Annotated in this window: 24 protein-coding genes; 13 read left to right on the top strand and 11 right to left on the bottom strand. The window is 67.3% G+C overall.

Annotation, left to right across the window (positions count from 1 at the left end):
• Positions 1-20: 20 nt before the first annotated feature.
• The 4 genes from ACFQ36_RS01975 to ACFQ36_RS01960 are packed head-to-tail and all read left to right on the top strand — an operon-like array spanning position 21 to position 4,031.
• Complete coding sequence (locus ACFQ36_RS01975) at positions 21-1,187, top strand: acyl-CoA dehydrogenase family protein (RefSeq protein ID WP_377010059.1); 1,167 nt, start codon at positions 21-23, stop codon at positions 1,185-1,187.
• On the top strand, positions 1,187-2,077 hold the full coding sequence (locus tag ACFQ36_RS01970; RefSeq protein WP_377010056.1) for an HpcH/HpaI aldolase/citrate lyase family protein: 891 nt from the start codon (positions 1,187-1,189) through the stop codon (positions 2,075-2,077). The genes ACFQ36_RS01975 and ACFQ36_RS01970 overlap by 1 nt, the downstream gene beginning before the upstream one ends.
• Positions 2,074-2,547 (top strand): MaoC family dehydratase, encoded by a 474-nt coding sequence (locus tag ACFQ36_RS01965; protein WP_377010054.1) that lies wholly within the window; start codon positions 2,074-2,076, stop codon positions 2,545-2,547. Before ACFQ36_RS01970 ends, ACFQ36_RS01965 begins: the two co-directional genes overlap by 4 nt.
• Positions 2,544-4,031 carry an aldehyde dehydrogenase family protein gene (locus ACFQ36_RS01960; RefSeq protein ID WP_377010053.1) on the top strand — a complete coding sequence of 496 codons (1,488 nt, stop codon included), beginning with the start codon at positions 2,544-2,546 and terminating at the stop codon, positions 4,029-4,031. Before ACFQ36_RS01965 ends, ACFQ36_RS01960 begins: the two co-directional genes overlap by 4 nt.
• A gap of 221 nt (positions 4,032-4,252) precedes the next feature.
• Here the strand turns inward: ACFQ36_RS01960 and ACFQ36_RS01955 are convergent, their stop codons facing one another.
• The 5 genes from ACFQ36_RS01955 to ACFQ36_RS01935 form a co-directional block, all read right to left on the bottom strand.
• Positions 4,253-5,851, bottom strand: a complete 1,599-nt coding sequence (locus tag ACFQ36_RS01955) for a flavin-containing monooxygenase (protein WP_377010051.1) — start codon at positions 5,849-5,851, stop codon at positions 4,253-4,255.
• The gene (locus ACFQ36_RS01950; RefSeq protein ID WP_377010049.1) at positions 5,848-6,801 is read right to left on the bottom strand and encodes an alpha/beta hydrolase; all 954 of its coding nucleotides are present in this window, start codon (positions 6,799-6,801) and stop codon (positions 5,848-5,850) included. Before ACFQ36_RS01950 ends, ACFQ36_RS01955 begins: the two co-directional genes overlap by 4 nt.
• Before the next feature lie 53 nt (positions 6,802-6,854).
• A complete protein-coding gene (locus ACFQ36_RS01945) occupies positions 6,855-7,295 on the bottom strand; it encodes a nuclear transport factor 2 family protein (protein WP_377010048.1) in 441 nt (146 codons plus the stop codon).
• A gap of 135 nt (positions 7,296-7,430) precedes the next feature.
• Positions 7,431-7,889: a nuclear transport factor 2 family protein gene (locus ACFQ36_RS01940; RefSeq protein WP_377010046.1), complete on the bottom strand. Its 459-nt coding sequence runs from the start codon at positions 7,887-7,889 to the stop codon at positions 7,431-7,433.
• Positions 7,890-7,905: 16 nt separating this feature from the next.
• The gene (locus ACFQ36_RS01935) at positions 7,906-9,489 is read right to left on the bottom strand and encodes a GMC family oxidoreductase (protein ID WP_377010043.1); all 1,584 of its coding nucleotides are present in this window, start codon (positions 9,487-9,489) and stop codon (positions 7,906-7,908) included.
• A gap of 416 nt (positions 9,490-9,905) precedes the next feature.
• Here ACFQ36_RS01935 and ACFQ36_RS01930 point away from each other — a divergent pair, with 416 nt between their 5' ends.
• Positions 9,906-11,381, top strand: coding sequence for an aldehyde dehydrogenase (locus ACFQ36_RS01930; RefSeq protein ID WP_377010041.1), 1,476 nt, complete (start codon positions 9,906-9,908; stop codon positions 11,379-11,381).
• A 106-nt stretch (positions 11,382-11,487) separates the two neighbouring features.
• On the opposite strand, the gene ACFQ36_RS01925 is transcribed toward ACFQ36_RS01930, so the two are convergent.
• Positions 11,488-11,706 carry a transposase gene (locus ACFQ36_RS01925; RefSeq protein WP_377010039.1) on the bottom strand — a complete coding sequence of 73 codons (219 nt, stop codon included), beginning with the start codon at positions 11,704-11,706 and terminating at the stop codon, positions 11,488-11,490.
• A 379-nt stretch (positions 11,707-12,085) separates the two neighbouring features.
• Here ACFQ36_RS01925 and ACFQ36_RS01920 point away from each other — a divergent pair, with 379 nt between their 5' ends.
• Positions 12,086-12,649 (top strand): nuclear transport factor 2 family protein, encoded by a 564-nt coding sequence (locus ACFQ36_RS01920; protein ID WP_377010012.1) that lies wholly within the window; start codon positions 12,086-12,088, stop codon positions 12,647-12,649.
• A 148-nt stretch (positions 12,650-12,797) separates the two neighbouring features.
• A complete protein-coding gene (locus ACFQ36_RS01915) occupies positions 12,798-14,030 on the top strand; it encodes an MFS transporter (protein WP_377010116.1) in 1,233 nt (410 codons plus the stop codon).
• A gap of 325 nt (positions 14,031-14,355) precedes the next feature.
• On the opposite strand, the gene ACFQ36_RS01910 is transcribed toward ACFQ36_RS01915, so the two are convergent.
• Positions 14,356-14,553, bottom strand: coding sequence for a ferredoxin (locus ACFQ36_RS01910; RefSeq protein WP_377010036.1), 198 nt, complete (start codon positions 14,551-14,553; stop codon positions 14,356-14,358).
• A gap of 208 nt (positions 14,554-14,761) precedes the next feature.
• Between ACFQ36_RS01910 and ACFQ36_RS01905 the strand changes: the two genes are divergently transcribed.
• The 6 genes from ACFQ36_RS01905 (at position 14,762) to ACFQ36_RS01880 (ending at position 21,054) form a co-directional block, all read left to right on the top strand.
• Positions 14,762-16,027: a cytochrome P450 gene (locus tag ACFQ36_RS01905; protein WP_377010034.1), complete on the top strand. Its 1,266-nt coding sequence runs from the start codon at positions 14,762-14,764 to the stop codon at positions 16,025-16,027.
• Positions 16,028-16,132: 105 nt separating this feature from the next.
• Positions 16,133-16,660 (top strand): HtaA domain-containing protein, encoded by a 528-nt coding sequence (locus ACFQ36_RS01900; RefSeq protein WP_377010032.1) that lies wholly within the window; start codon positions 16,133-16,135, stop codon positions 16,658-16,660.
• A 111-nt stretch (positions 16,661-16,771) separates the two neighbouring features.
• Positions 16,772-17,092: a 2Fe-2S iron-sulfur cluster-binding protein gene (locus tag ACFQ36_RS01895; RefSeq protein WP_377010030.1), complete on the top strand. Its 321-nt coding sequence runs from the start codon at positions 16,772-16,774 to the stop codon at positions 17,090-17,092.
• 4 nt (positions 17,093-17,096) lie between these two features.
• Complete coding sequence (locus ACFQ36_RS01890) at positions 17,097-18,365, top strand: NAD(P)/FAD-dependent oxidoreductase (RefSeq protein ID WP_377010029.1); 1,269 nt, start codon at positions 17,097-17,099, stop codon at positions 18,363-18,365.
• 98 nt (positions 18,366-18,463) lie between these two features.
• Positions 18,464-19,195, top strand: a complete 732-nt coding sequence (locus ACFQ36_RS01885) for a FadR/GntR family transcriptional regulator (protein WP_377010027.1) — start codon at positions 18,464-18,466, stop codon at positions 19,193-19,195.
• 188 nt (positions 19,196-19,383) lie between these two features.
• On the top strand, positions 19,384-21,054 hold the full coding sequence (locus tag ACFQ36_RS01880; RefSeq protein ID WP_377010025.1) for an FAD-dependent oxidoreductase: 1,671 nt from the start codon (positions 19,384-19,386) through the stop codon (positions 21,052-21,054).
• Positions 21,055-21,164: 110 nt separating this feature from the next.
• Here the strand turns inward: ACFQ36_RS01880 and ACFQ36_RS01875 are convergent, their stop codons facing one another.
• The 4 genes from ACFQ36_RS01875 to ACFQ36_RS01860 all read right to left on the bottom strand — a co-directional run bounded on the left by ACFQ36_RS01875 (position 21,165) and on the right by ACFQ36_RS01860 (position 24,788).
• Complete coding sequence (locus tag ACFQ36_RS01875; RefSeq protein WP_377010022.1) at positions 21,165-22,397, bottom strand: CynX/NimT family MFS transporter; 1,233 nt, start codon at positions 22,395-22,397, stop codon at positions 21,165-21,167.
• Between the two features lie 172 nt (positions 22,398-22,569).
• Positions 22,570-23,343, bottom strand: a complete 774-nt coding sequence (locus ACFQ36_RS01870) for a crotonase/enoyl-CoA hydratase family protein (protein WP_377010020.1) — start codon at positions 23,341-23,343, stop codon at positions 22,570-22,572.
• On the bottom strand, positions 23,340-24,008 hold the full coding sequence (gene npdG / locus ACFQ36_RS01865) for an NADPH-dependent F420 reductase (RefSeq protein ID WP_377010018.1): 669 nt from the start codon (positions 24,006-24,008) through the stop codon (positions 23,340-23,342). The genes ACFQ36_RS01870 and npdG overlap by 4 nt, the downstream gene beginning before the upstream one ends.
• 21 nt (positions 24,009-24,029) lie before the next feature.
• Positions 24,030-24,788 carry an SDR family NAD(P)-dependent oxidoreductase gene (locus ACFQ36_RS01860; protein ID WP_377010016.1) on the bottom strand — a complete coding sequence of 253 codons (759 nt, stop codon included), beginning with the start codon at positions 24,786-24,788 and terminating at the stop codon, positions 24,030-24,032.
• Positions 24,789-24,798 lie beyond the last annotated feature (10 nt).

The following is a 24,798-nucleotide window of genomic DNA, read 5'->3' as shown; positions in this document are numbered from 1 at the left end:
TCACGAGAAAAGAGAAACTGATGGATTTCAGCCCCAACCCCTTGCACGACGACATCAGGGCATCGGTACGGACCCTGTGCAAGGCTTTTCCGGACGAATACTGGATGGAACATGATGAGTCCAAGGAATTCCCGTGGGAGTTCTACAACGCGGTGGCCGAGGGCGGCTGGCTGGGACTGACCATCCCGGAGGAGTACGGCGGCGGCGGGCTTGGGGTCACCGAGGCGGCCATCGTGGAGCAGGAAATTGCGGCCTCGGGTGCGGGCATGGGCGGCTGCAGCGCGGTGCACATCGGCATCTTCGGCTTCGAGCCGATCATCCACCACGGCAGCAAGGACCTGAAGGACCGCTTCCTCAAGCGCGTGGTCACCGGCGAGCTGCACACCTCCTTCGCCGTCACGGAACCGGATGCCGGTACGGACACCACCAACATTTCCACCTTCGCGAAGAAGGTGGACGGGGGCTACCTGATTTCGGGCCAGAAGGTCTGGATCACCAAGGCCCAGGAAGCCGAGCGCATGCTCATCCTGGCCCGCACCAGCCCGCGCGACCCCAACGGCAAGCGGACCGCCGGCATGACGCTGTTCTTTGCCGAGATGGACCGGGCCAAGGTCTCGATCCGGCCCATCCCCAAGATGGGACGCAATGCGGTGGACACCAACGAGCTGTTCATCGACGAACTGTTCGTCGCCGACGAGGACGTGGTCGGCGAGGTCGGCCACGGTTTCCGCGCCATCCTCGGCGGCCTGAACGCCGAGCGGGTCATCTCGGCCAATGCGGCCCTGGGTATCGGCAAGGCCGCCCTGCGCCGCGGCGTGCGTTACGCCAACGAGCGCGAGGTCTTCGGCCGGCCCATCGGCCAGAACCAGGGCATTGCCTTCCAGCTCGCCGAGGCCCAGATCAAGCTCGACGCCGCCGAAGCAGTGGTGCAGAAGGCGGCCTGGATGGTGGACAACGGCATCCCCTGCGGCCGCGAAGCCAATGCGGCGAAATACCTCTGTGCGGAGGCCGGCTTCTTCGCCGCCGACGTCGCCCTGCAGGTGCACGGCGGGTTCGGCTACGGCAAGGAGTTCCACGTGGAACGCTACTTCCGGGAGGCCCGCCTGATGCGCATCGCGCCGATCAGCCAGGAGATGGTGCTGAACTACTTTTCCGAGCACGTGCTCGAGCTGCCGAGGAGCTACTGATGCGCGCGTACCGCTCCATTCTCTTCGTGCCCGGCCACCGGCCTGCCTGGGTCCAGAAGGCCATCAATGCCGGCGCGGACTGCGTGGTGCTGGACCTGGAGGACTCGGTCCCGGCGGCGGAAAAGGTGGCCGCCCGGTCACAGGTCGCGGAGTCGATCCGCCGGGTCCGCGCCACCAACTTCGAAGTCGGTCTGTTCGTCCGGGTCAACCCGCTGGCCACCCGCCTGACCGGCGGCGACCTGGAGGAAGTGGTGGTACCCGGGCTGACGGGCATCTTCGCCCCGAAGGTCGAGCGGGCCACTGACGTGCTGCAGTATGACGCGCTGCTGGACCACTTCGAGGAACGCAACGGCGTGCGCGGCCTGGAATACATCGTGCCGGTCGAGACCGTGCAGGCCATCCAGAACTGCCGCGAGGTGGCGCTGAGCTCACCCCGGGTCGGGGCCATGATCGGCCCCAGCGCCGAGCACGCGGACATTGCCCGCGCGGTTGGCTACGAGTGGACTCCGGAGGGCCAGGAGACGCTCTACCTGCGCAGCCGGGTGCTGCTGGCCTGCCGGGAAGCGGGCATCCACGCCCTGACCGGACTCTGGGAAGACCTGGAGAACATCGCCGGGCTGCGGGAATTCGCCCTCCGGGGCCGGCAGCTGGGCTTCCGCGGCATGATCGCGATCCATCCCAAGCACGTCGCCACCGTGAACGAGGTTTTCTCGCCGTCGGCCGAGGACATCGCCTTCTACGAAGGGATGGTCAAGGCCTACGAGGCCGCTGCCGCGGACGGGACCGGCGCCCTGCGCTACCGCGGCCTGCACATCGACAAGGCACACTACGACAAGGCCGTTGAGTGGCTCGACCGCGCGGCACAGATCACCACTGGAGGAAACAAATGACCATGCGCGGACTGTGGTTCGAGGAGTTCGAAGAAGGGGCCCACTACAAGCACGCCCTGACCCGGACCATCACGGAGATGGACAATGTCATGTTCACGTCCCTGACGATGAACGTGGCGCCGCTACACCTGGACGAGGAATACGCCAAGACGACGATCCACGGGCAGCGGGTGCTCAACAGCCTCTTCACGGTCGCCCTGATCGGCGCCTTCCATGTGCCGGAGCTGACCATGGGCACCACCCTGGGCAACCTTGGATACGACTCCGTCAAGTTCCCGAACCCCGTGTTCCACGGGGACACCCTCCGGGCGGAGACCACCATTCTCAAGAAGCGCGAGTCGAAGTCCCGCGACGATTCGGGCATCGTCTGGTTCAAGCACCTCGGCCTGAACCAGCGCGACCAGGTCGTCTGCGACATGATCCGCGTCGGTCTCATGGCCAAGCGGCCCACGGAAGGAGCAGCAGCATGACGCTGAGCACCGAAACCGGGCAGCATCCGCTCAAGGACTGGGTCCCCGGGACCCGCACCCTGCTGGTCGGCGGCGCCGAGGTGCAGCCCGAGGGCGAGAGCTGGGACGTCTTCAACCCGGCCACCGAAGAGGTCATCGGCACCGTCGCCGGCGCTTCCAGCCGGCAGGTCGACGACGCCGTCGCCGCGGCCCGTGCCGCCTTCCCGGCCTGGGCGGCCCTTTCCGGGGAGGAGCGTTCGCGCCATATCCACCGGCTGGCCGACGTGCTCGAGGCAGCCGCCGACAGGCTGCTGCCTTCTATCGTCAACGAGGTCGGCACTCCCGTCTCGCTGGCCGAGTACCTGCAGGTGAAGATGGCCGTCCAGGAGCATCTGCGCTGGGCCGCCGAGGCGGCGAAACAGGAACGCATCCAGCACCTGGGCGGCTATGACAAGCCGCACCCGACCATGAGCGACGTCGTGCACCAGCCGGTGGGCGTGGTGGCGGCCATTACCGGCTACAACTACCCGCTGAACCTGGCCGTCTTCAAGTTCGGTGCAGCCCTGGCCGCCGGCTGCACCGTGGTGCTCCTGCCCTCGCCCCGCACGCCGTTGACCACCCTGTTCCTGGGCGACCTGATCCGCGAGGCGGGCCTGCCGGACGGCGTCATGAACGTGATCATCGGCGGCGCCGACGTCGGCCAGCAGCTGTCCGCGCACCCGGGCGTGGACAAGGTCTCCTTCACCGGATCCGACGGCGTCGGTGCCAAGATCATGGCCCAGGCGGCCGCCAACCTCACCGACGTCACGCTGGAGTTGGGCGGAAAATCGCCGACGCTGATCCTGCCCGGCGTCGACGTGCAGCAGATCGCCGTCGAGATGCACCTGCGCTGGGCGCGCAACGGCGGCCAGGGCTGCGCGGCGCTGGCGCGCATCCTGGTACACGATGCGCTGTACGACGAGTTCCTCGAAGCCGGTGCCTCGGCCTTCGACCAGATGGTTGTGGGAGACCCCTGGGACCGGGCGACGAACATCGGCCCGATGATCCGCCCCGACCACCAGGCCCGGGTCCGGGGCTTCATCGACGGGTCGGTGGCCGAAGGCGGCCGGAAGCTCTTGGAGGTCACCAGGCCGCTGCCGGAGAAGGGCTGGTTCGTCAACCCGGTGCTGCTCGGCGGGCTGCCACACAGTGCGCGTGCCGTGCAGGAGGAAATTTTCGGCCCCGTTGCCGTCATCGTGCCGTTCAAGGACACCGACGAGGCGATCCGCCTGGCCAATGACACCCCGTACGGGCTGGCCGCGAACGTGTGGTGCGGCGAGGACCTGGCCGAGGGCCGCCGGGTGGCCGAGCAGATCCGCGCCGGCACGGTGTGGATCAACGGCGGCGGCTCGATGCGCCCCGATGCGCCGTTCGGCGGCTACGGCCGGTCCGGCGTCGGACGCGAGCTCGGCGAATGGGGCGTGCACGAGTACCTGGAGGCCAAGCACATCCAGTGGCGCGTGTAAGCTGCGCTCAGATAGCTAAAAAGTCCGGCGGCCGGCGATCCGACCGCCGGACTTTTGTCTGCTGTGGGGGAGTCCCTGCCGGCGGATGCCCGACGATGGCGGTGCGGTTGGCACGGCGGCGGCAGGGCCTCGGGGGTTCGCACGACGCCGGAACCTGCCGCACGCAGAACGACGGCGGCGGTACCCGGGGTGGGTACCGCCGCCGCCGTCCGGAACTGCGCCTAGCTTAGCGTGAAGCCTTCATAATCCGCGGCAGCCACCTCGTCGCACCTGGCCCGGTAGGCGCCGAGGCCGCCGGCATAGGGCATGAACACCCGCGTCTTGCCCGGCACATTGGCGCCCAGGTACCAGGAGTTGGCCTGGTTGAAGAGCGTCATCGCGGCCACCTCGTTCACGTGGTCCACCCACTGGTCCTCCGCCGCGGGCGAGGCCTCGGACCGGTTAAGTCCGCGCTCCTGCAGGTAGGCGATGTGGTCGCTGATCCATTCCACATGCTGTTCGATGGCCGTGACCATGTTGGTCAGCACGGACGGCGAGCCGGCGCCGGCCACGGAGAACAGGTTGGGGAATCCTGCGATGGACAGGCCCAGGTAGGTGCGCGGACCGGCGGCCCACTTCTCCCGCAGCGTTATGCCGCCGGAGCCGGTGATGTCCACCTTCAGCATCGAACCGGTCATGGCATCGAACCCGGTGGCGAAGACGATCGCGTCAAACTCGTACTCGGCGTCCTCGGTCTTCAGCCCGTGTTCGCTCAGGCCCACAATGGGTACGCTGCGCACATCCACCAGCGAGACGTTGTCTCGGTTGTAGGTTGCGTAGTAATCGGAATCCACGCAGATCCGCTTGGTGGACACCGGATAGTCGCGTGGCTTGAGCAGTTCGGCGGTGTCCGGATCCTCCACCTGTTCGTCGATCTTGGCGTGGATGAACTCCGCCAGCGTGTCGTTGGCTTCCTTGTTCACGATCAGGTCGGCATAGGCCGCGCCGATCCGGAACCCACCCAGGCCCCAGTGCGCTTCGTAGTTGGACTGGCGTTCCTCCGGGGTTGCCTCCAGCGCCGACGACGTGCCGCCGGCGAAGGGCAGGCCGGTCGCCGAATGCCGGGCCAGCTCCCTCAGGTTGCGGTAGTCCGCCTTGATTTCCTTCCATTCCTTCTGGTCCAGCGGCGCATTCCGGGCGGGGACGCTGAAGCTGGCCGTGCGCTGGAAAACCGTCAGGTGCTTCGCCTGCCTGGCAATCTCGGGAATGGCCTGGATGCCGGAGGACCCGGTTCCGACCACTGCCACGCGCTTGCCGGTGAAGTCAACGCCGCCGTGCGGCCAGGAGCCGGTGTGGTAAATCTCGCCGGCGAACGACTCCATGCCGTCGAATTCCGGAATACGCCCGGTGGACAGGCAGCCGGTTGCCATCACCACATACTTCGCCGACACCGTTTCGCCGCGGTTGGTGCTGACGCTCCACCGGTTCGTGGCGTCGTCGAAAGCCGCCGCGGTGACCTCGGTTTCCAGCTCGATGCCGTCGCGCAGGCCGAAACGGTCCGCGACGTGGTTGAGGTAGGCCATGATCTCGGGCTGGGACGGATAGCGCTCGGTCCACTCCCATTCCTGCTCCAGCTCGGGGGAGAAAGCATAGGAATAGTAGGGGCTCTCCACATCGCAGCGCGCACCCGGGTAGCGGTTCCAGTACCAGGTGCCGCCGACGCCGTCGCCCTTTTCGAAGACCACGGCGGCCAGGTTCTGCTGGCGCAGGCGGTGCAGCATGTAGAGGCCGGAAAAGCCTGCTCCGACAATGACAACGTCGGCTTCGCGGTTGGTGTTCATCGGGCAGCCTCCTGCTTCAGGTCGGCGCGGACCGTGGCCGCGACGAAGTCCATCGCTTCGGCCGCCGCGGGCAGGACATTGACCATCGAGAAGAAGCCGTGCATCTGGCCCTCCCAGCGCCGGTGCTCGGTGGGCACGCCGGCTTCCCGCAGGCGCTGGGCGTAGGCCTCGCCTTCGTCGCGCAGCACATCGTGGGCGCTGGTGATCACCAGCGCCGGGGCCAGGCCCACGAGGCTTTCGGCGCGCAGCGGCGATGCCTCATGGTGCCCGCGGTCTTCGGGATTGGGCACGTAGTGGTCCCAGAACCACTGCATGAATTCGGTGGTGAGCAGGGTCTGGTTCTCTTCCTCGAGGTAGGATCCGCGGCTGAAGTTCGCGTCGGTAACCGGGTAGATGAGGATCTGCCTGGCCAGCTGCGGGCCGTTGTTGTCGCGGGCCCGCAGGGCCATGACGGCGGACAGGTTGCCGCCGGCGCTGTCGCCGCCGACGAAGAGCGGCACCTGCGCCCCGGCGATGTCACCGAGGTGGTCGGCGGCCCACTGCAGCGCGGTCCAGGAATCCTCGACGGCGACGGGGAAGCGGGACTCGGGGGCCTTGCGGTAGTTGACCAGGACCACGGCGCAGCCCGACTTGTCGGCCAGCTGCCGGCCCAGAGTGTCGAAGGAGTCGATGTCGCTGAGCACCCAGCCGCCGCCGTGCAGGTAGACGAACACGCCGGCCGGTTTCTCGACCGGGACGTGGACGCGGACGGCGAACTGGCCGCCGTCGACGCCGGTCAGCAGGTGCTCCCGGGTGGAATGCATGTCCGGGCCGGTGCCGAACATGGGCGTCATGCCGGCCGAAACCGCGCGTGCCTCGGCCGGCGGCAGGTGCCACATCGGTTTGGCGTCCGGGCCGGCGGCTTCGGCCGCGGCGGCCAAAAAGGCCATGGTTGAGTTGTCAAGTGCCATGTCAGTTCCTCTTCATTGAGTTGTCTGGCGGGTAATGCCGGTGCGGATGCGGGCTATTCGGCAGGTGCCGCGGCCGGCATCAGCGGGGTGACGGTGCGGCGCTGGAACTTCCAGCCCTTGGCCGTCCGGGTGTAGTCGTCCGAGTACAGGACCAGGTTTTCTGCCCGGCTCCCGTCGGCTCCGACGGCGAAGGCGTGGCAGTAGACCGTTCCCGTGGCGGTATCGCCGTCGACGTCGACCAGATGGTTCGTGGTGAAGTGGCAGCAGGCCGTGAGGCTGTCGATCAGGGCGGCGAACGCAGCCCGGACCTGGTCGATGCCGCTGGCCTGCGGCGCCCCCAGCGCGCTCATGTCCCAGACCGCGTCGTCGGCAAAAGTGCCGACGACGCCGGTCAGCTGGAAGGTGTCGATCGCCCGGGAATATTCGTGGACCAGGCGGCGGATCTGCTCTACGTCCGCGTCAACGGTTGTTTCGGTGGTCTGGACTGCAGACATGTCTGCTCCTTTATCTTTTGGGTCCGGCACAGCTTCGTCGCCGCCGGGCCCGGTGGTTCGATGGTGGTGCCGCGGGGTTTCCCGCGGTGAGGGAAACCCCGCGGCATGTCCGGCCCGGCAGTGCCCGGGCCCTGGCTACACCGGCGCCGGCGGCGCGGGCAGCAGCGGATACGCCGCCCGCCGCTGGAACTTCCAGCCCTGTCCGGTCCGCACGTAGCTGTCCGAGTAATAGCCCAGCGACTCGTCCCGCCTGCCGTCGGGCATGGTGACGAACGCGTGGATATACACCGTGGCGGCGGCGGAATCGCCGTTCACATCAATACGGTGGTTGAGTGCCAGGTGGCAGCGGTGCGTGGTGTTCTCGATCAGGCCGGCGTAGAAGGCCCGGAGCGCGTCCGATCCGCGCACCGTGTCCATGCCGAAGGCGGTGACGTCCCACTCGGCGTCCTCGGTGAAGAGGGCCACGATGTCGTCGAGCCTGGCATTGTCCACGGCCCACGAGTACTCGTGGGTCAGGCGGCGGATCGCCTCCACGTCCGTGTCCACGCACTGGGTCGCCGCCGGTGCAGCCGTCGCTGTTTCTGCTGCTGTCATGGCTGCCGCCTGTCGCCTAGGAGGCCGCCGAGACGAGCTCGGTCTCGTCCGTGGGGGAGTCCGTGCCGTTCTTGAGCCAATCGGCCAGCCGTTCACCGATCATGTAGGCGGTCAGGTTGGTCAGGCCGGTGGTCACGTTGAACATGACCGACGCGTCGGCGATCCAGAGGTTCTGCGCGCCGTGCACGGCCAGGTGCTGATCGACGACGGCGGTGGGATCGCCTGCCGGGCCCATCCGGCAGGTTCCGGCCGCGTGCAGCGAGGTGGAGGCGAACGCGCGGATGTAGGCCTCGAGCTTGGCGTCGTCGGCGATCGTCTCGGCGTCCAGGAAGCAGATCTCCAGGATTTCGTCCGCCAGCGGGGACGAAGTGATCATGTCCCAGGACAGGCGCAGGGATCCCTTCAGCCGCTCGATGTCGCTGGGATCGGAGAGGAAGTTCACGTGCAGCTCGGGCTGTACCTTCGGATCCGGCGAGGAGAGCGTGATCCAGCCGACCGAGCGGGGCTTGGCCAGCAGGTTGTTCATCATCAGCGCCTTGCGGCCCTTGGTGTCGGCGGGGATGTTCATGGTCGAGGGATCCAGGACGGCAGCGAAAATCATCATGTCGTCCACCAGGTCGTCCGTGCCGGTGCTGTACTTCAGGCGTGCACGGACGCCGTTCCGGTCCGTCTTCTCCTTGAGCAGCGCGACCATCGGGGCGAAGGGATGGTCCTGGAAGTTCCGGCCGACGGCCTCATTGACGATGACAGGCTCGATGCCGTGGCGCTCCAGGACCTCGCGGGGACCGATGCCGGAGAGCATCATCAGGTGCGGGCTGTGCATGGCCCCGCCGGCGAGGACGACCTGGTCCGCGGAGATAATCTGGACCTTGCCTGCATGCTCAACCTCGACGCCGACGGCGGTGGTTCCCTCGAAAACGACCCGCCGGGCCAGGGTATCGGGCCGGATGGTCAGGTTGGGGCGCTTACGGGCCTCGGCCAGGTAAGTCAGCAAGGAGCTGGCGCGCAGTTCCTCCTCGCCGATCAGGTTCCGGGGGGTCGGCCCGAAGCCGGTGGCGGAATCGGCGTTGGCGTCCTCCGAACGGGAGAATCCGCGGTCGGCGCAGGCCTGGGCGAAGGCGCGGGTAGCGGCAGGCCAGTCATCGTCGAAGTGCCGCTTGATTGGGACCGGGCCGGAGGAGCCATGGCCCGGCGCGTCGGGGAAGTCCAGGTCGTTCTCCAGGCGCATGAAGTACGGCAGGGTCTTTTCGTAGGACCATTCGGGATTGCCCGCCGCCACCCAGGTGTCCAGGTCCTCCCGGGTGGCACGCTCGGCGATCGCGGCGTTGACCGCCGAGGATCCGCCGACGATGCGGCCACGGGGGTAAGGCATCGCGGCGCGTGCGTCCTGCGGCTCCAGGAAGTAGGCCTTCAGCCCCCAGTCATGCTTCTCCACGCTCATCTCGCCGGCATCGCGCACGTCGTCCGGCACCAGTGCCAGCTCCGCGTAGTCCGGGCCGGCTTCCACCAGAATGACGTTCTGGTCCTTGTCCTCGGTCAGTCGTGCTGCCAGCGCACCGCCGCCGCTGCCTGCACCAATGATTACTGTCGTTTTAGCCATGGGTGTATCTCCCAGCCGAGTAGTGGAAATTCTCTTGGCAGAGTGCGCACTCTCCTGCTCCCGGTCCCCAACGCGGCACGTCGACGTGCCGCCAATCCAGGCGCATGATTCTCACCGTATGGACCTAGCCGAAATGTGTCAACGGTTATATTCGGGACACTGCGGGCAACAATGTATTTATCCTGTCCAGCGGGTCCGGCCAGCCGGAATTGCTGCAAAGGAGCCGCGAAACGTTGACAAACAGTGCTTATCATTCATAGCTTTGAGCATCCGCATGTGATGCACGTCGCCGTCAGCGGGACCGTCTGTCCTCAACGGCGAGGAGGTTGTGTGCTGTACACCGGGTCGGCCGCGATGTTTGCTGCCGCCCGTACGCGGGAAGTCCGGGGGAATGGTCTTGGAGGTCAGGAGCAGGCATGACAACAGCAACTTCGGCAGTATCGGCAGGGGCCTCGCGGGGGCTGCGCAGTTTCGACCGGCTCTTCATCGGGGGCAGGTGGGTGGAGCCCTCCAGCGGGCAGGTGATCGAGGTGGTCTCGCCGATGACCGGGCAGGTGATCGCGACCGTCCCGGATGCGCAGGAGGCTGACATCGACGCGGCGGTCGCGGCCGCGCGGAAGGCCTTCGACGAGGGCCCGTGGCCGCGCATGAGCCCGGCGGAGCGTGCCGCGGTCCTTACCAGGGTCGGCGAAGAGGTGAAAAAGCGGATTCCGGAAATGTCCGCGGCGTTCACGGCCGAGATCGGCGCGCCGGCCGCGGCCAGCACGGCGTTCCATGACAATGCGGTCAAGGTGTGGGAGGACGTGGTCACCCTGCACGAACGGTTCAGCTTCGAGGAGGAACGCTCCTGGCCCGGCGGCAGGGGCCGGCTGGTCCGCGAGCCGATCGGGGTGGTGGCCACCGTCCTGCCGTGGAACGGCCCGGTGGCCACGGCGTCGCTGAAGTTCGCCCCGGCGCTGGCCGCCGGATGCACCGTCGTCGTCAAGCCGGCCCCGGAAGGGCCGGTGAGCATGATGGTCTTCGCCGAGGCGCTGGAGGCGGCCGGGCTGCCCGAGGGCGTGGTCAGCCTTCTGCCGGCAGGCCGCGAGGTCGGGGAGCACCTGGTCCGGCACAAGGACGTAGACATGATCACCTTCACCGGCAGCACCGCCGCCGGCCGGAAGATCATGGGCATCGCGGCCGAGCGGATCGCCCGGGTCACCCTGGAACTGGGCGGGAAGTCCGCCGCCATCCTCACCGACGACGTGGACCTGGACACGGTGTTCCCGGAGCTGGTGTTCTACGGTGTCGGCCATTCCGGCCAGGTCTGCGCCGCGCTGACCCGGATCCTGGTCCCGCGGTCGCGCCAGGACGAGGTGGTGGAGCGGATCAAGGCCGTGATGGAGGGCCTGAAGGTCGGCGACCCGCGCGAGGCGGACACGGTGCTGGGCCCGCTGGCCGCCGAGCGCCAGCGCGAGCGCGTAGAGAACTACATCGAGATCGGCAAGGCCGAGGGGGCGCGCCTGGTCACCGGCGGCGGCCGGCCCAAGCACCTGGACACCGGCTGGTACGTTGAACCGACCCTGTTCGCCGACGTCAGCCCGGAGATGCGCATCGCCCAGGAGGAGATCTTCGGCCCCGTGCTCTCGGTCATCCCCTACGACAGCATCGAGGAGGCGGTGCAGATCGCCAATGGCACCGACTACGGCCTCTCCGGTGCGGTCTTCGCCGGCGACGACGCCACCGCCGAGGCCATCGCCCGGCAGGTGCGTACCGGGCAGATCTCCGTCAACTCCTGGGGCATGAACGTGCTCCAGCCCTTCGGCGGCTACAAGCAGTCCGGCCTCGGCCGCGAAGGCGGCATCGAAGGGTTCGACGAGTTCCACGAAACCAAGCTCATCCAGCTGCCCTAAAAGTTTCTTAGTAGGTGTGGGGAACGGGCAGGCCGTTTCGGGTTGCCAGGGGCGTCGCGCTGCGGATCCGGTCAGTCATGCCCTCGGCGTTCCAGCGCTGGAAGTGTCAGTACACGGTGTCCCAGGGCGGGAAGTCGTGCGGCAGCATCCGCCAGGCGCACCCGGTGCGGTTCAGGTGTGGGATCGTCTCCACGAACCGCCGCTTCGAATGCTTCGCCGGACGGCCGCCGGGTTTGACCGGAACGATGAGTGTGATCGGCGCCCACTGCGCATCGGCCAGATCCGATGGACAGGGGCAAGTGCTGAGGCCTCCATGCCTCAGCACTTGCCCCGCCGGCCGTGGCGGTTAACGGGCAGGCATCTGCTTTCCCAACACGTTCTAAGGGACATGAGGCGTGCCGTCTATGTGCACCGAACGCCCAGGGAACCATGCATGAAAGGAAGTGATGACAATGTGGGATGAAATCCAAGAGGCTCATCAGATCGTAAGACAGTTGCGGACTCAGCATTCCGGGCGTCGCCCTGCCCGGCATTACCGGGCATGCACCCGCCGACGTCGCCGGGAACTCATTCTAGCTGCTAAGGGCTGGCCGGCCTGAGCCGTAATCCGCCAGCCTGATTCAAGGTAAGTTCCCGCACGTATCGTGGGCAAAGCATCAATAAATGATAATGAAGTTCAGAATTTGTGACTCGGAGGAGTGACCATGGCAGCAGAACTGTCGCTTGAGGACCGGATCCGCCGGCTCGAAGACCGCGCGGCAATCCAGGAACTCGCGATCCTGTACGGGTTCGTCATGGACGAGCGCGATGAGGCCGGCATCCGGCAGATTTTCGCCGCGGACGCCACCCTCCGTTCCCAGGACGGGGTGTTCGCGGCCACCGGCATCGAGGAGATTGTCACGACCTACCTGGGCCGCTTCGCCGCACTCGGCCCGACGAACCACTACAGCCACGGGCACGTCATCCGTTTCGACGACGAGGACCCGGACACCGCGACGGGGCTGCTGGCCTCCCACGCCGAGGTGGCCCGCAACGGTGTGGCCATGCAGGTGGCCCTGCGGTACAAGGACACCTACCGCCGGGCGGGCGGCCGCTGGCAGTTCGCCGACCGGCTCATGTCCTACATGTACTACCTGCCGGTGACCGAGTACGCCGAAGGCCTGGGGGACCGCAACAGCGTGCGCGCCTACGGCGACCACCGGCCGGCGGACTGGCCCGAGGCGCTCTACTCGGAGGACGGCAGCGCCTGGCTCAAGGCCTACCTCTGACCGCCGCAGCAGGATTCCCTGACCGCTGCAGCACGACGCCGGGGCTTCCTGCCCCGGCGTCGTGCTGCAGGCCGGCCGTGCCGGCGGCGTTTCCCCGGGGCACGGCAGCCGATGAGCCGGGAACGATTCCCGGAGACGGGGCACGGTGATGCGGTTCGCCTGCGCGTTGTTCATAGTCTTTCTCTTGTCCAACACCCCTTCGCCGCTGTATCCGGTCTGGCAGCTGCAGATGGGCTATTCGGCGGCGACGACCACGCTGCTTTTCGCTGCCTACCAAGTCGGCGTCCTGTGCGGACTGCTCGGACTGGCCCGGCCCGCGGAACGCCGGTGGCCGCGATGGTCGCTGCCCGTGACCATCGGCATCGCAATTGCCTCCGCCGTGCTGCTGGCGCTGGCGGCGCTGCCGTGGCAGTTGGGGCTGGCCAGGTTCCTCAGTGGAATAGCGTCCGGCATCTTCGTCTCCTACGGCGCGGCCACGGTCACCGCGCAGTACACGGCCCGCGGCCGGACGAACGGGCACTGGGTGGCGTCGCTCTGTATCACGGCCGGGCTCGGCCTGGGACCGCTGACCGGAGGTGCCTTCATTGATCTGGTGGCCAATCCGGAGGTGAGTGTGTTCGCCGCCGAGGCCGCGCTGCTGCTGGCTGCCGGCCTCGCGGTGCTGCTGCGGCCGGCGGTGCCTGCCGCGCAGCAGGAACGCCCGGCAGCCGGCCTCGAAACCGTAGCAGTCCAGCCAAGGACCTGCCGTGCGCGCTTGCGTTCGTCCCGGCAGCGACCGCCGCAGCTGCGGCTGGCCTTGGCTGTCATCATCACCTGCGGCATCATCTGCTCGGTCCACATGTCCGTGGGCTCGGTTTATCTGGCCCTGGAGCTCGGGGTACGGACCGGGCTCGCCGCCGGCGGCATGGTTGCCATGGTGTTTGCGGCAGGCTTTCTGGGCCAGATTGTCCTCGGGCGGTCATCGGTGCAGGCCAAATCGTACTGGTCATTGGCCCTGGGCCTTGCCGGGGCTGCCGTCCTGGGTTACGGGATGCTCACCGCCTCGGTGCCGGCGCTGTTTGCCTCCGCGGTCCTAAGCGGCGGGTGCCAAGGCGCGGGGCAGTTGGCAGCGATGTCCATTGCCCGCGAGTTCCTGGGCGAGGAGGCCTTGGCGCAGGGGTTCGCACGGATCAATTTCTTTGGCTACGCCGCGGGGATGGCCACAGTGCTCGCCACCGGTGCACTGGTCCCTGCCCTGGGCCTGGGCGCGGCCATAGCGCTGGTCTGTGTGCTGGCGCTGGCACTGACCGTGGGTGCCGGGATTTTGCTCACGGTCCGTAAGGGGCTGCTGGAACCGCTGCCGGCAGCCGTTCGGTACATGCCGAGCCCAGTCCGTTCTTGAAAGCTTGCTGAGTGCGGAAGGCCTTGGGGACGGAACCAGGCCGGACACAGACGGATTGGGCTGTGTACGCTTTCTGCGGGTGGAGACCCTCTGGGGCTAATGAACTCGCTGTCGCTGCACTGGCGGCGGCTATCGGCGCCTTGATTCACCTGACGGCCCGGCGGAGTCTGTTGGCGCCGCCATCTGATGTCTCTGCGGGGCCTCCGGTGTGGCTGTTTCCCATTGAGGCTGAGCGGGCAAGATGCCCCGCCGGCCATGGTGGGGCATCTCTTGTGTGGGCTCAAGGGATGCGGTGCCGGACCGCAGCCGGCCCGGCACCGATCCGCTAGTCCTCGATAATGCTGAGCGCGCGCTCCGGGCAACTGGCGGAGGCCAGGCGTCCTTCGTCCTGGAACTCCTCGGCGATCGGGTTGGCGGGCTGGATGGCCAGGCCGTCCTCATCGGAGAGCCGGAATAGGTTCGCGGCGGTCATTTGGCACACGCCGTGTCCCTGGCAGACGTTGCGGTTGAGTTCAATGCGCATCAGTACTCCTTCTGGTGGTCCTACCCGAACGGTGGTGAGCCGGTCGCGAGGTCCGGGGCGAAAATCCTTCGTGAAATCTTCGGTGGACTCTGGACTGGGCTTAATCCCGATTCTATTATAATAATTAGTAGATACAAGGATGATTTTCGCTGCGGACACCGGGTGGTCCGGGCCGCCGAAGCGCAAGCCGGAAATGAAGGGGAGTTCTATGACAGAGCAAACGGCCCTCGAGACAGAGGCGCGGACCGATCGCCCGGTCGTCGACTTCGACCACAACGCCGAAGAGCACGGTAAGGATCCGGTCGCGAGCTATCGCAAGCTGCGGTCCCGGGGACCAATCACCTGGACGGACGCGTGGGGCGGCTACTGGGTTCTGAGCGGGTATGACGCCATCTTCGACGCTGCCCGCGACGACGAGATGTTCTCCTCGGCCCGCAGTCCTCACGGCGGCGAAGGCCAGGCGATCCTCATCCCCAAGCGTCCGATCACCGAGCATTTTCCCATCGACCTCGACCCGCCGGCATCGCTGCCGTACCGCCGGATCATGAACCAGCTGCTCACGCCCTCGCGGGTCGAGGAGATGCGCCCGATGGTTGAGAAGTACACCACCTTGTTCATCGATGACATCATCGAAAGCGGCGAGGCGGACTTCGCCACCCTGACCGGCATCCCGTCCATTATCACGATCGACTGGCTGTCCCTGCCGGTCGAGGATTGGCGCCGCTACTCCTTCGCCCACCGGAAGGTCCTCTCCGCGCCGCTGGGCAGTCCGGACTACATCAAGGTCACCGAGGAAGAGATCCCCGCCCTGACCGAGAAGGTGAAGGAGATCATCGCCGAGCGCAGGCGCAACCCCGGTGACGACCCCATCAGCTTTATCCTGGGCCATGAAATCGGCGGCAGGCCGATCACGGATGAGGAAGTGCTGAACATGGTCGACTTGATCATCTCCGGTGGCGTGGGCACCGTCGCCTCGCTCAGCGGCCAGGCGCTTGAGTGGCTGTCCGCGAACCCCGATGTCCGGCAGCGGCTGATCGACAATCCCGGCCTGATGCAGAATGCCGTCGAGGAGTTCCTGCGGTTCTTCTCCCCGACCCAGGCCCTCGCGCGCACCGTCGGCAAGGATGCCGACTTCCACGGCGTCAAGATCAGGAAGGGGGACCGGGCGTTGCTTGCCTGGGCCTCGGGGAACCGCGATGCCGCCGGTGGTTTCGAGAACCCGGACGAGGTCGACATCGAGCGCATGCCGAACCGCCACATGTCGTTCGGTGTGGGCAGCCACCGTTGCGCTGGTTCCCACCTGGGCCGTCTGATGGCCAAGACGATCCTGACCCAGGTCCTGGAGCGGATGCCCGACTACAAGGTGGACCATGCCAACGTAGTCCGCTACCCGCGGCAGGGCGTCAATACTGGCTTCGACAAGCTCCCTGCGACGTTCACCCCGGGCAAGCGCCTTTTGGACGAGCGGCTCTAGGAGAGCCTGCGCCTCCGGATGCCCGGAGCCGTACCAGCGCCCGGGCTGCCGCGCCTTCCGGCCGGCAGCCCGGCCTTGCTTTAAGCACCGACGAGGATGGTGGAGATGGGTATCAGTGTCCCGACCCAGATGCCGGGCGGGGAGGAGCCGGCGGCCCGCCCCGGGCTTTCCTGGGGCGTCAAGAGCAGTTTCACGCGCTACATTGACTCGATGCCGGATGGCCGGCGGGGTGCAGGCTATGGCGCCACGGAGGCGGGCGAGGGGGTCTACTTCTTCGAGCTCGACGACGCCTCCGGCTACGATCCGGCGCTCCGCGAGGGGATTGTCAAATACCGCGGCGACCTGCGTTACAAGGGGCACGGGGGGTTGCTCTTCGTGATGATAGTTGATCCCTGGATCGAGTTCCGGGGAGCCGGAGCTGTGCTGACAGCCGTCGACGCCGAGCACTGGCCCAGCCGCGAGCGCCGCATTGAGCTGGCAACGCTGCTGCCTGCCAAATCCGGCGCGGCGCGCATGCCGCAGGGGTGGGAACAGATGCAGGCGCAACTGACGCCGGCCGGCGTCGAGGTCTTCAACGGGGTCTATGCCGTCGGCGAACTCCTGGAGCCGGTCAGGTTCTGTGCCGCGGCGTAGCCCGGCGCGGTTCCCTGCGAAACATTTGCGCACGCCCTGTTGCATGTGGCCACTTATGGTTACAATCATAATCATAAATTCGACGAACTTCCGGAATGAAAGGGAAAGAGCATGCCAAAGGTGACCTATACCTCGGCCGGGGGCGGCGTCAGAGTCCTCGACGGCAACGCCGGGGATTCCGTAATGGAAATTGCGGTGCGGAACGGCCTGCCCGGCATCGTGGCCGACTGCGGCGGATCCTTGGCATGTTCCACCTGCCACGTGTTCGTGCGCGAGGAGGACCTGGAGCGGCTGGCGGCCATGAGCGAACTCGAGGACGAGATGCTCGACGGCACCGCCGAAGAACGCCGCCACAACTCCCGCCTCTCATGCCAGCTGAAGCTCGAAGGCGATGTCCATGTGTACGTCGAAACACCCGAAAGCCAGGTCTGATCGCATGGCGCAGAACAATGGGATCCTCATCGTCGGAGCCTCGCAGGCCGGCGTGCAGCTGGCCAGCACGCTCCGGGAACTGGGCTACGAGGCGCCGGTCACCATGATCGGCGCGGAGCGGCACGCCCCGTACCAGCGGCCGCCGCTGTCCAAGGCGTTCCTGCAGGGACTCGTGACCGCGGAGACCCTGGCGTACAGGACCCCGGACTTCTACGGGAAGCACAACATCGACCTGGTACTGGGCGAAAGGATCGTGTCAATCGACAAGGGAGCCGACGGCGCCGGGATGGCGACCGCCGCCTCCGGCAGGAAATTCGCCTTCGGCCGCCTGGCGTTGACAACCGGCGCCCGGCCGCGCAAGCTGCAGATCGACGGCGCCGGGCTGGACGGAGTGCTCTATCTACGCGACGCCGACGACGCGGACGACCTGAAGGCCCGGCTGGAACGTGCCCGGAACGTCGTCGTGGTCGGCGGCGGTTTCGTCGGACTGGAGGCCGCGGCGAGCGCCCGGAAGCTGGGCAAGACGGTGTCCGTCCTCGAGGCGGCGCCCAGGCTCATCGGGCGGGCGGTGGGCGAGGCCACTTCGGAATTCTTCCTCGGGGCCCACCGGTCGCGCGGTATTGATGTCACCCTGGACGCGAGGATCGTCCGCTTCGCCGGCGATGCCCGGGGGCGTGTATCCGGCGTCGAACTGGACGGCGGGCAAATTGTGCCTGCCGACGTCGTGCTGGTGGGCATCGGCGTGGTCCCGCGCACGGAACTCGCCGAATCGCTGGGGCTCGCCTGCGCTAACGGGGTCGTGGTGGACGAGTACTCGCTGGCCTCCGATGGCACTACCGTGGCGGCCGGCGACTGTGCCGATATACCAAACCCCCTGCCGCGCGAGGGTGCGCCGGAACGGTTGCGGCTCGAGAGCGTCAACAATGCCGTCGAGCAGGCACGCAACGCCGCCGCCACGATCGTCGGTGAAAAAGTCGCCTACCGCATGGTTCCGTGGTTCTGGTCCGACCAGGGCGACCTGAAGCTGCAGATGGCCGGCCTGTCGGCAGGGCACGACCAGGTGGTGGTGCGCGGGACGGTCTCCGGCGAGAAGTTCTCGGTGATCTATTATCGCGACGGGCAGGTCATCGCGGTGGATTGCATCAACAACCCTGTGGATTTCATGGCCGTCAAGACTCTCCTGGCCAAGGGGCTCAACGTTCCGGCGGACCGGGCCGGGGACGCGGGCACTCCGCTCAAGAAATTGATGGCGGAACTGGAGCCCGCTTCCTGACAGCTGGGGCGGCGTGGAGAATAGTAATAGCCGGACTATACTTATGATTCGATTATTACGGCGACCGCGCCGCCAAAATCCGTTGTTGAAGGAGATCCATGCAGACCTCATTACGGCCGCAGAAGACGGCCGTGCTGGTGGCCCAGCGTATTATCGCCGACATCCAGCGGAGGGGGAGCAAGCCCGGAGACCGACTGCCCCCTGAGCGGGTCATGCTGGAGGAATACAACATCGGGCGCGGAACGCTGCGGGAATCGCTGCGCTTCCTTGAGTTGCAAGGCCTGATCGTGCTCAAACCCGGACCCGGCGGCGGGCCCGTGGTGCAGCAGCCCGACGGCAGCGGCCTCGCGACGGCCCTGACCTTGTTGCTGCAGTTCGAGAATGCCCCGTTCCGCACCATCACCGAAGCCCGGACGGCGCTGGAGCCGATGATGGCCCAACTCGCTGCGACGCGGATGAACGACGAGCAGTTGGCGGAATTGAAGTACACCGTCGACCACATGCTCGACAAGGTGGGGGACGAGTCGGTCTTCCTGGAGATGAACAAGCGGTTCCACGACCTCATCGCGCACAACTCCGGAAACGCCCTGTTCGGGCATCTGATCGATACCCTTCTGGGCATGCTGGACGGCACTGCGATCGGTGTCGACTACCCGGAGCACCGCAGGGTCGCGGTCCACAAGGCGCACGCAGCCATCTACGAGGCCCTGGCTGCCAAGGACCCGGCTGCCGCCGCGAGTGCCATGCACGACCACATCCTTGAGTATGCGAACTACGTCGAACGGAAGTTCCCGGACGTCCTGAACACCCCGATTTCCTGGACGTCCTGAACAGCCCGAGTTCCTGAGGGCCGTGAACGCCCAACTTCCAGGCTTTGGCCCGCCGCCTGAGGGGCTGCGGCAGGCCGGGAAGGCCTTTAATCCTGCGCAGTCCTAAATCTAGGATAACCATTGTAATGGTGGCCCTTCAATGCTAACTTCCCTTATGGCGTGTGTCACTAGGAAAGGGGAATGGGCAAGTGAGCACTACAGCAAGTAATTCCGCCTATGACGTGATCGTATTGGGAAGCGGGGCCTCGGGCCTCTGCGCCGCGCTCGCAGCGGCGGACGCAGGCGCGACTGTGGGAGTCTTCGAGAAGGCGCCCGTCGTGGGCGGCACTACCTGCCTGTCAAGCGCTGTCGCATGGATGCCGGACAATCGCTACGCGCGGGAACAGGGGGTCCAGGACTCGCGCGACGACGCGCTCGCCTACCTCGGATCCCTGTCCAACGGCATGATCCTTCCCGAGATGGTGGAGGCCTTCGTTGACACGATCCCGGAGCTGCTGGACTGGCTGGACACCACCCCGCTGAAGATGTCGCTGGTGCCGGGCTACCCGGACTACCATCCCGACCAGCCGGGCGGGAAGCCGGGCGGGGGGCGGTCGCTGGAGCCGCAGCTGTTCTCGCTTCAAGGCCTCGGCGAATGGGCGGACCGCCTGGGGGGCACACCGCGCCGCATGCTCGTGGGAGAGACGCCGATCGGCGGCGGCACAGGATTCCTGGCGCCCGATGTCGCGCGCGAGCGCGAGGAACAGCAGGTTGAGGGGCTCGGCCGCGCCATGGTCGCGGCGCTGCTGCAGGGGTGCCTGGACAAGGGGGTCGAAGTCCACCTCGAGCAGCGCGCGGTCGAACTGCTGCTCGAGGACGGAACCGTCCGCGGCGTCCGCCTCGAGGGCCGGCAGGGTGTCCACGAGGCGGCGGCACGCCGGGGAGTCGTGCTGGCGACCGGTGGATTCGAGTGGGACAAGGACCTGGCCCGCGACTTCCTGCGCGGACCGATCAGCCACCCCGCCAGCGTCCCCACCAATACCGGCGACGGCCTGCGCATGGCCATGCGCGTCGGCGCGAGGCTCGGCAACATGCGCGAGGCCTGGTGGGTTCCGGTGTGCACCCTGCCCGGGCAGAACGCCTACGGTTCCCAGCCGGTGTACCTGGTCCAGCGTGAGCGCACGGTACCCCATTCGATCATGGTCAACCGCGAGGGCAAGCGCTTCGTCAACGAGGCCGCGAACTACAACGCCATGGGCGGGGCCTTCCACGAGCTCGATCCCACCTCGTTCGACTACCGCAACATCCCATGCTGGGTGGTTTTCGATGCCCAGATGATGGAGCGCTTCGGGGGCTTTGGCGCCCCTCCGGGCTCCCCGGTGCCCGAATGGATCACCCGGGCGGACACGCTCGCCGGCCTGGCCGCGGAAATCGGTGTGCCGGCCGGCGCACTGGAAGAAACGGTCGAGCGCTGGAACGGGCACGCGAGGCGGGGAACCGACCCGGATTTCCGGCGCGGCGAGAGCGCGTTCGACGGTTTCGTAGGCAACCGGGACGGATACCCGGGCGCGGATTCCACGTTCGGGCCGTTGGAACGGGGCCCCTTCTACGCGGTGGAGCTCCACAGCAGCACGCTGGGCACCAAGGGCGGCCCGCGCACCACGCCCAGATCCGAGGTCCTGGCCGTCGACGGCCAGGTTATCCCCGGACTCTTCGCGGCGGGCAATGTCATGGCTGGACCCACCGGCATGGTCTATGGCGGCGCCGGCGGCACCCTCGGCCCGGGGCTCGTCTTCGGTTACCTTGCAGGACGCACCGCGGCCGGCAGGACGACGACGGCAGGTGGGCAGCAGGCGTCCGCCAGAGACCTTCTCGTCTAGGCGGTCACGGCAGACACCGAAGGTCCGCACCGCGCACGGTGCGGACCTTCGGCATGCGGTGCCCGGCGAAGAAGCCCGGCACTGGTAACCACAACGGCACCCGGCTCAGATCAGCGGCGTGCGGCGTCGTCCAGGAGTTCCTCGTCGACCGAGAGCGTGCTCCGCAGCAGCATTCCGCCGAGCACGATGCCCACCGCAGCCGCGACGAGGAAGCAGAACGGCGCTGTCCACCCGCCGGTCCAGTCGTGGAGCAGACCCACGACCAGCGGACCGGCGACCGAGATCAGCGCCCCATTCCCCTGCACGAAACCGCTCAGCGCCGCGGTCGTGGCCGCAGTCTCGGTCCGGGCGTTGATCAATGCAAGCATCACGGGAAACAGGCCGGTGCCCGATGCCGAGACGAGGACCCAGACCGGCGTCAGGAAGCCGGGAGAGATCATCAGTCCCGCGTAGCCGGCCACGAACATGGCAGCACCGATGTAGGCGAGCACGCCGGGGTTGCGCATCCGGAGGGCGATCGCGGGAACAACCAGCGCCAGCGGGCCGGCCGTCACGGCGTAGGCGGACAGGAGGACGCCGGCCTCGACGCTGGAGGTCCCTGCGGTGTCCACCAGGATCTCAGGCAGCCAGGCCAGCATCGCGTATCCGTTGAGCGCGGACAGCCCATGCATCAGCATCAGCCCCCAGGCCACACGCGAACACCACAGTCGGGGCCCCGCGGTGCGGCCGGTGACGACCGCCGCCGAAGCAGCCTCGTCCTGCCTGGACCGCGACCTGTCCCTGAGAACCAAAGCGATCCATGGCGGCGCCGCAACCGCTGCGGCGATGCCCCAGGCCATGAGCGCGTTTCGCCAGCCTGCTGCGTCCGCGACCATCGGCGAGACGGTTCCCGGAATGGCCGTACTGACGGAGAACAGCATGGCGTAGATGCTGGTCATCAGGGCGATCCGGTCGGGGAAGTACTTCTTCACCAACGCCGGCAGCAGGACGTTGCCCACGCCCATCGAGAGCATTGCCACGATGCTGCCCACGAGCAGTTGCGCGAAGTCATCGGCCAACGAGCGGACCACGTGCCCGGCGAACATGCCGGCGCAGGCCAGGACCAGATTGGTTTCCAGCCGGATCCAACGGGCGAGGACCGGCCCCAGCAGGCCGCCCGTGGCCAGCATCAAGGGGGGAAGCATGCCGACGATGCCCAGGGCGACGTCACCCAGCGGCACGTCCGCGTTGATCCGGCCGACGATCGGCGACATGGCGGTGACCGCCGAGCGCAGGTTGAGCGCGACCAGGACGATGCCGGTAAGGGCAAGGGCCCTGCCCGCCCAGATGGGTCGCAATTCCAAGGTGCTGCCCCGGGACGCCATTCCACCACTCACTGCTGCCTCCCAGAGACTCGGGCCGATGTGTTGCCGTGCAAAGCAGGCGGCGGCCGTTGCGGACATCTAGGTCCGCAACAGCCGCCGCGGGGCGCCGGCAGTTCCCGCCAGCCGCAGCTGTAATGCAGTTCTTTCCCGGTTAGCTGCCGGTCCAGACCGGAACGCGCTTTTCGACGAAGGCCCGGGCTCCCTCCGCGGCGTCGTTGGACTTGCGGATGGGGTCGACGAATTCGTGCTGGCGGGCGAATTTCTCCTCGACCGGCCAGTCCACGGACTCGACCATGATCCGCTTGGAGGTAGCCAGTGCCAGCGGTGCGTTCTTGGCAATCTCGTCCGCAAGCTCGAGTGCCGCCTGAAGCGCCTGGCCGGGTTCGGTCACGCGGTTCACCAGATGCAGGTCCCCGGCCTCGGTGGCCGGCAGCATCCGTCCGGTGAGCACCAGCTCCATCGCGTAGTGGTAGGGCAGCCGGTGCTGCAGGCGCAGCAGGCCGCCGGCATTGGCCGTCAGCCCGCGCTTGACTTCCGGCAGCCCGAAGGTCGCATTGCATGCCGCGACGATCAGGTCGCAGGCCAGGGCGATTTCGAACCCGCCGCCCAGGGCGTAGCCTTCGACGGCGGCGATGAGCGGCTTGCGCGGCGGCTGCTGGACGAGTCCGGCGAAACCGCGGTCCGGAACGATGGGGATCTCGCCGCGGGCAAAGCCCTTCAGGTCCATGCCGGCGCAGAAGGTGCCGCCGGCACCGGTGATAACCGCCAGGCTCAGGTCCTCGCGGCTGTCGAGGGCCGCAAAGGCTGCAGCCAGTTCCTCGGACAGCTGTAGCGACATGGCGTTCCTGGCCTGCGGACGGTTCATCGTCAGGACGAGGACGCGCCCGCGTTCCTCGATGAGCAGCGGCTGTTCTTCGCGGCTCATGCGTGTTCCCCGACGCCGGTGATGGCTAAGCCCGAACGGGTCTTGTACGCCTTGTTGATGTTGATCAGCACGGCGGTGAGCGGCTCGAGCTGCCGCGCCAGGCGCAACGCGCCGGCGTCGATCCCCTTCTTGCCGGTGACCGCGGCCGCCAGGTCCATGACCAGCTCCTTCGCCTGCAGGTCGTCGCCGCAGACCAGGATGTCCTCGTGGCTGAGCAGGCCATCGGTCTTCCACAGCGACAGCGCCGCCACGTGGTGGAACGCCCCGACGACGGTGGCATCGGGCACGATCCGCTGCGCCTCTTCGGCCGCGCTCTCGGCCAGGGTCAGCCCGTAGGGGCCGTTCTGGTCGAAACCGAGCGGGTTGACGCAGCTGATGATGGTCTTGCCTCCCAGCTCCGCGGCCAGGGCGGTGACCAGCTCTGCGTGCCCGTCCCACGGGACGGCCAGCAGTATGACGTCGGAGGTGGCGGCGGCCACGGAGTTCTCGGCTCCGCCGATGGCGGCCGGCCCGCCGATCTTCGCCGCGATTTCCTCAGCTTTTTCGGCCGCCCGCGCGGCGTCGCGCGAGCCGATGGTGACGGTGTGCCCGGCCAGCGCCAGGCGGTAGGCCAGGCCCCGGCCCTGCGGACCCGTGCCTCCGATAACTGCGATTTTGTGTGTCATGTCCTTTTCCGTTCTCCGGCTTTAGCGCGGGGCCATGCGGATGGCGCCATCGAGCCTGATGGTTTCGCCGTTGAGCATGGGATTGCTGATGATGTGCAGGGCCAGGGAGGCGTATTCCTCCGGCACGCCGAGCCTGCTCGGATGGGGAATGCTCTGCGCCAGCGAGTCGCGGACGTTCTCCGGCAGCCTGGCCAGGATGGGCGTGTCGAAGAGGCCGGGGGCAATCGTTGTGACGCGGATATGCTTGCTGGCCAGGTCACGGGCGGCCACCAGCGTCATGCCGACGATGCCTGCCTTGGCCGAGGCATAGGGGATCTGGCCGATCTGGCCCTCGTATGCGGCAACGGAAGCGGTCAGGACGCAGACACCGCGCTCGCCGTCGACGTCGTCGTTCTTCGCCATGCGCGCGGCGGCCAGGCGCAGGACGTTGAATGTTCCGATAAGGTTGGTCCGCACCACGCCTTCATAGGCCTCCAGCGAGCCCGGATTGCCGTCGCGGTCGACCAGGCGCACGGCACCGCCGCGGCCGGCGCAGTGCACCAGCGCGCGCAGCGGCGCCAGGTTCTCCGCGGCGTCGAGCGCCGCGTTCACCGTGTCCGGATCCGTGACGTCGGCCCCCACGAAGGTGGCGCCGAGATCGGCGGCGACCTGCGCGCCGGGGGAAGTGGGCAGGTCCAGGATGACGACCTTCGCGCCCTCCGCGGTGAGGCGGCGTGCCGTGGCGGCGCCGAGACCGGAAGCGCCGCCGGTAACGACGACGGATGCTCCATTGATATTCATGGCTCTTCTC

The sequence above is a fragment of the Arthrobacter sp. GCM10027362 genome, from assembly GCF_042679445.1.
Lineage (GTDB): Bacteria > Actinomycetota > Actinomycetes > Actinomycetales > Micrococcaceae > Crystallibacter.
The sequence above is the reverse complement of the archived record's forward strand: the minus strand, read 5'-3'. Positions and strand labels throughout refer to the sequence as shown.

Excerpts from the sequence above, each read along its gene's own strand:
- ACFQ36_RS01975 (WP_377010059.1), top strand. The coding sequence starts at position 21 with ATGGATTTCAGCCCCAACCCCTTGCACGACGACATCAGGGCATCGGTA.
- ACFQ36_RS01970 (WP_377010056.1), top strand. The coding sequence starts at position 1,187 with ATGCGCGCGTACCGCTCCATTCTCTTCGTGCCCGGCCACCGGCCTGCC.
- ACFQ36_RS01965 (WP_377010054.1), top strand. The coding sequence starts at position 2,074 with ATGACCATGCGCGGACTGTGGTTCGAGGAGTTCGAAGAAGGGGCCCAC.
- ACFQ36_RS01960 (WP_377010053.1), top strand. The coding sequence starts at position 2,544 with ATGACGCTGAGCACCGAAACCGGGCAGCATCCGCTCAAGGACTGGGTC.
- ACFQ36_RS01955 (WP_377010051.1), bottom strand. The coding sequence starts at position 5,851 with ATGAACACCAACCGCGAAGCCGACGTTGTCATTGTCGGAGCAGGCTTT.
- ACFQ36_RS01950 (WP_377010049.1), bottom strand. The coding sequence starts at position 6,801 with ATGGCACTTGACAACTCAACCATGGCCTTTTTGGCCGCCGCGGCCGAA.
- ACFQ36_RS01945 (WP_377010048.1), bottom strand. The coding sequence starts at position 7,295 with ATGTCTGCAGTCCAGACCACCGAAACAACCGTTGACGCGGACGTAGAG.
- ACFQ36_RS01940 (WP_377010046.1), bottom strand. The coding sequence starts at position 7,889 with ATGACAGCAGCAGAAACAGCGACGGCTGCACCGGCGGCGACCCAGTGC.
- ACFQ36_RS01935 (WP_377010043.1), bottom strand. The coding sequence starts at position 9,489 with ATGGCTAAAACGACAGTAATCATTGGTGCAGGCAGCGGCGGCGGTGCG.
- ACFQ36_RS01930 (WP_377010041.1), top strand. The coding sequence starts at position 9,906 with ATGACAACAGCAACTTCGGCAGTATCGGCAGGGGCCTCGCGGGGGCTG.
- ACFQ36_RS01920 (WP_377010012.1), top strand. The coding sequence starts at position 12,086 with ATGGCAGCAGAACTGTCGCTTGAGGACCGGATCCGCCGGCTCGAAGAC.
- ACFQ36_RS01915 (WP_377010116.1), top strand. The coding sequence starts at position 12,798 with ATGCGGTTCGCCTGCGCGTTGTTCATAGTCTTTCTCTTGTCCAACACC.
- ACFQ36_RS01910 (WP_377010036.1), bottom strand. The coding sequence starts at position 14,553 with ATGCGCATTGAACTCAACCGCAACGTCTGCCAGGGACACGGCGTGTGC.
- ACFQ36_RS01905 (WP_377010034.1), top strand. The coding sequence starts at position 14,762 with ATGACAGAGCAAACGGCCCTCGAGACAGAGGCGCGGACCGATCGCCCG.
- ACFQ36_RS01900 (WP_377010032.1), top strand. The coding sequence starts at position 16,133 with ATGGGTATCAGTGTCCCGACCCAGATGCCGGGCGGGGAGGAGCCGGCG.
- ACFQ36_RS01895 (WP_377010030.1), top strand. The coding sequence starts at position 16,772 with ATGCCAAAGGTGACCTATACCTCGGCCGGGGGCGGCGTCAGAGTCCTC.
- ACFQ36_RS01890 (WP_377010029.1), top strand. The coding sequence starts at position 17,097 with ATGGCGCAGAACAATGGGATCCTCATCGTCGGAGCCTCGCAGGCCGGC.
- ACFQ36_RS01885 (WP_377010027.1), top strand. The coding sequence starts at position 18,464 with ATGCAGACCTCATTACGGCCGCAGAAGACGGCCGTGCTGGTGGCCCAG.
- ACFQ36_RS01870 (WP_377010020.1), bottom strand. The coding sequence starts at position 23,343 with ATGAGCCGCGAAGAACAGCCGCTGCTCATCGAGGAACGCGGGCGCGTC.
- npdG (WP_377010018.1), bottom strand. The coding sequence starts at position 24,008 with ATGACACACAAAATCGCAGTTATCGGAGGCACGGGTCCGCAGGGCCGG.
- ACFQ36_RS01860 (WP_377010016.1), bottom strand. The coding sequence starts at position 24,788 with ATGAATATCAATGGAGCATCCGTCGTCGTTACCGGCGGCGCTTCCGGT.